Source organism: Vibrio sp. 10N.222.48.A3 (genome assembly GCF_041475345.1).
In the GTDB taxonomy this organism is placed as follows: Bacteria; Pseudomonadota; Gammaproteobacteria; order Enterobacterales; family Vibrionaceae; genus Vibrio; species Vibrio tasmaniensis_A.
The window spans coordinates 1-2917 of the sequence record NZ_JBFRVX010000859.1; the positions used below are offsets into that span (position 1 = coordinate 1).

Annotated in this window: 5 protein-coding genes; all 5 read left to right on the plus strand. The window is 42.6% G+C overall.

Annotation, left to right across the window (positions count from 1 at the left end; all coding sequences use genetic code 11):
- Nucleotides 1–173, plus strand: a 173-nt coding sequence (locus AB4653_RS20890) for a JAB domain-containing protein (RefSeq protein ID WP_372105228.1), incomplete at its 5' end; no start/stop codon positions are given.
- A 292-nt stretch (nt 174–465) separates the two neighbouring features.
- Entirely contained in the window at nt 466–702 is a 237-nt protein-coding gene (gene rpmB / locus AB4653_RS20895; RefSeq protein ID WP_004728407.1) for a 50S ribosomal protein L28, read from the plus strand.
- A gap of 13 nt (nt 703–715) precedes the next feature.
- Nucleotides 716–883, plus strand: a complete 168-nt coding sequence (gene rpmG / locus AB4653_RS20900; protein WP_002535344.1) for a 50S ribosomal protein L33 — start codon at nt 716–718, stop codon at nt 881–883.
- Nucleotides 884–1174: 291 nt separating this feature from the next.
- Nucleotides 1175–1723, plus strand: coding sequence for a hypothetical protein (locus AB4653_RS20905; protein WP_009847979.1), 549 nt, complete (start codon nt 1175–1177; stop codon nt 1721–1723).
- Between the two features lie 2 nt (nt 1724–1725).
- Nucleotides 1726–2535 (plus strand): bifunctional DNA-formamidopyrimidine glycosylase/DNA-(apurinic or apyrimidinic site) lyase, encoded by an 810-nt coding sequence (mutM, locus tag AB4653_RS20910; protein WP_009847978.1) that lies wholly within the window; start codon nt 1726–1728, stop codon nt 2533–2535.
- The last annotated feature ends 382 nt before the right edge of the window (nt 2536–2917 follow it).

The following is a 2917-nucleotide window of genomic DNA, read 5'->3' on the forward strand; positions in this document are numbered from 1 at the left end:
CTTTAATCCTAGCGCACAACCATCCTTCCGGTGTCGCGGAGCCAAGCCAAGCAGATAGGCGAATTACACGTAGATTAACCGACGCATTGGCACTAGTGGACATCCGAATTCTCGACCATTTTGTCGTTGGAGATGGCGAAGTTATCTCTTTTGCAGAGCGCGGATGGATTTGAATCACATTTTAGGTTGTTAGTTGCGTTAAATCTGCTATCATTCCGCCCACATTTTAGAACCTTAAATCAGCTCTGATTACTCAAATAGCTGCCCTGTTCAAAAAAAGATCACGAAATCCTTAAAAAGGATCTGTTCGGGTCTTGAGCAATGCATGTCAAGTTAGTATAATACGCGACCTTTGATAGCCTTGAATGGATTTTCCATTATGGTTTTTACCTCTATTTTCAGAATTGATAGAGAGGTTCGGCCACCAAGGTTGATATCGAGCTGAAACGATTTGGAGAGACATTCATGTCCCGAGTATGTCAAGTAACTGGTAAGCGTCCAGTAACGGGTAACAACCGTTCACACGCACGCAATGCTACCAAGCGTCGTTTTCTGCCGAACCTACAAACTCACCGTTTCTGGGTAGAGAGCGAAAAACGTTTTGTTAAACTACGTCTAACTGCTAAAGGCATGCGTATTATTGATAAGAAAGGCATCGATGCTGTTCTTGTTGATATCCGTGCACGTGGCGAAAACGTTTAAGAGGAATTAAGCAATGGCTAAAGGCATTCGTGAGAAAATCCGTCTAGTATCTTCTGCTGGAACTGGTCACTTCTACACAACTGACAAGAACAAGCGTAACATGCCAGGCAAATTTGAGATCAAAAAGTTTGATCCAGTAGTTCGCCAGCACGTTATGTACAAAGAAGCTAAAATCAAGTAATTGATAGCCCCTTTGTCTCTTCTTTTATAGAAGAATAAATTAAAAACCCAGCTTATAGCTGGGTTTTTTTATGCCCAAAATTTGGGAAGCCCCAGTGTTTTTGATAAGGGTAAGCATTATTGGCTCAATTTGGCACCTACCGTACAGACGTTACACTTGCCGATGAGCTTATGTGATAGAAAATTACTCAGGATAGAATGTGTCGCCATTTTCACGATATACTGAACACTCAATAGGTTAGATGAGCAGAATCAGATGAGATATCGTGGACGTCGATGGAACAACATACTCATGTTAAGCGTGATCGCTTTTATTGGGGTGCTAAACCTTCCAACATTGATCAAAACGTACCTTATCGAACCTGAGCCTGAACTTCAGGCAAGCAGCCCTTACCCTTATCTTTTAAACCCAAAAGCAGAACTTCAAGCCTTACACTTTACTAAGTGGTCGGTAGTGCAAGAAGACGGCCATTGGGTTTATCAAATGAAAGAGTCTGTCTCAGAGCAAAGTGTGAGTGCCCAAGAGTTATCGCAACGCTGGCAACAGCTAGTAGGCACGGAAGTCGACGCTAAAACTTATACTGACCTGACTCCCCAGCTTAATACGCCGTACACCATTGAAGTTTGGTATCAAGACCAAGAAGAGCCACAGCGTATTACCTATTATCAGCTTGCTGAGTTTTGGTTGCTAAAAAACTGGAATGATCAGTGGTTGGCGGTGTCTATTGAAGAGAGTTACTTGTTTCCAAGCTTTGGCTCAGAAGATTCATTTAAATCAGACCATCTCTTTAAAGCAGACAAGCTATCTATATCAGACAAACCACCTAAATCGGACGACTAACTATGCCTGAATTACCCGAAGTTGAAGTAAGCCGCATGGGGATCTCGCCTCATTTAGTTGGCGAGACGATTAAAACTCTGACTTTTCGTACCCCCAAACTGCGTTGGGATATCCCTCAAGAACTTAAGAAATTAGAAGGGCAGGTGATTCGCTCTATCTCACGCCGAGCTAAGTACCTATTGATAGAAACTGATACCGGAACAGCCATTGTGCACCTTGGTATGTCTGGCTCACTGCGCGTGTTAGACGCAGATTTCCCGCCAGCAAAACACGACCACGTGGATCTTAAGCTAACCAATGGCAAGATATTGCGTTACAACGATCCGCGTCGCTTTGGTGCGTGGTTATGGTCGGCGCCTGATGAAATACATACAGTATTACTGGGTTCTGGTCCTGAGCCACTAACTGACGACTTCAACGCAGATTACATTGCTGAGAAAGCAGAAAAGCGTAAGGTTGCCGTCAAACAGTTCATCATGGACAACAAAGTAGTGGTCGGTGTGGGTAATATCTACGCCAATGAAGCTCTGTTTTCTTCACGTATTAATCCTTTGCGCTCTGCAAGTAAGGTTACAAAACAAGAGTGGCTCTTGTTAACTAAAGAGATCAAGCAAGTACTCACGACGGCTATCAGACAGGGTGGAACAACGCTAAAAGACTTTGCCCAAGCGGATGGAAAACCGGGATATTTTGCTCAAGAGCTGCAGGTTTATGGTAAGGCTGGTGAACAGTGTCCTAACTGTGAAGAGCTGATTCAGGAACTTAAAATCGGGCAAAGAAACACGTTTTATTGCTCTAGCTGTCAGGTATAGATGTGTCCTTCTCAATACAGAAGTTGATATCACTTGAGGCTGTGTCTAGGGCACTTTATCTGATAAAATTACGGATATTATTGTGGAACTTGTCGTCTTCATTTCTAAAGGCAGAGTCTACCTCTAGAGCTTTGTTGATAATTCCTTGCCTATGGCTGCTGGCTTTGCCTTCGTTACATTACGTAAAAATAAAATATAAAGAGAAACTATGAAGATATTTTATTATCTAAAACATGCCTTGCTCTCTATCGCACCTCGTTTGTATTTTTCAAAACAGTTTGAAAAGCTGGAAAAGTCATATTCCGATCAAGCTGACTATATAAAAAGCAGAGTAAGTTATTATGTGAAAGGGCTCGGCGACTTTGATAAGGCTAGTCTAAAC